Below are 1,141 nucleotides of genomic sequence, written 5' to 3' on the forward strand. Positions count from 1 at the left end.
GGGCGGCGATGGGCAGCGGCTCCATGCCCGGTCGGCAGTGGCGGCCGCGGGGCCACCCGACGCTGCGGCGTTTAGGCTGCGAGGAATGGCACGTCATCTGCTGACTCCGGCCGGGCAGGGAGACGACGGAGCGGCCGACGAGACCCTCGTCCGGGTGCTCGCCGCCGGCGGCCCGGCCGGTCGCGTCGATCCCGCCGCCCTGACCGCCGCCCTGCGCCGCGCCCGGGTCTTCGTCGCGATCGAGGCCATGCTCACCTCGGCCGACGCCACCACCGGCGCCGACAAGACCAGTGAGATGGCGCTGGCCACCCTGCGCACCCCGGCAGGCGCCACCGCGCTGCCGATCTTCTCCAGCGTGGCGACGCTCGCCGCCTGGCGCGGGGCCGCCCGCCCCGTGCCGGTGGCCGCCCCGGACGCCTGGGCGGAGGCGGTCCGGCTCGGCCTCGACTCGGTGGTGATCGACGTCGCCGGTCCGTACCCGACCAGCCTGGAGGTCCGTCCCGGCGGCGCCGACATCCCGGAAGGTCCGGGCGCCGGCGGCGATGCCGATCGAGCCGACCGCACGGTCGCCGTCCATCGCGCGGGTGCGGTCGATCGTTCGGATGCCGCCGGTGGTGCCGTTGCCACGGGTGGTGGGACTGCCACGGGTGGTGGGACTGCCGCGGGTGGTGGGACTGCCGCGGCTGGTGTGGGCGCGGCGGGTGGTGCGGGCGCGGCGGGTGGTGCGGATGCGTCGGTGGGTGTGGGACAGGCTGATCCGTCCGTCGACGTCACCCTGACGGCGCTGCGGCGGCCGGCGAACCCCGATGGACCGCTGGCCCGTCCCCGGGTACGGGTGGCCCTGCGGGCGATCACGCAACGCGTCGAGGTCTGGCCGGCCGAGCTGGTGGAGCCCGGCGCGGCGGCGCCGCGACCCGTGCTCGCCGTCGTGGTCCACGGCTCGGCGGGTGACCCGCCTGCAGCGGGGGAGTCGATCGCCCGCCGACTGTCCCAGCTCCTGGCGACGGCTCCCGCAACCAGCGGCTCGGCCTCGACGGCTCCAGCGGCGCGGACGGCTCCAGCGGCGCGGACGGCTGCGACGGCCGGGACGGCCAGGACGGCCGCGATCAGCCCGGCCGGTGTGGCGAGCGTGGCTGGCCGG

1 protein-coding gene is annotated in these 1,141 nt (G+C 77.6%); it reads left to right on the forward strand.

Annotated features, from left to right (window positions below; translation table 11 throughout):
* Window positions 1-85: 85 nt before the first annotated feature.
* On the forward strand, window positions 86-1,141 hold a 1,056-nt coding region (locus tag ND748_RS32440; protein WP_308205790.1), incomplete at its 3' end, for an SseB family protein.

This window comes from Frankia sp. AiPs1, assembly GCF_023716945.1.
Lineage (GTDB): Bacteria > Actinomycetota > Actinomycetes > Frankiales > Frankiaceae > Frankia.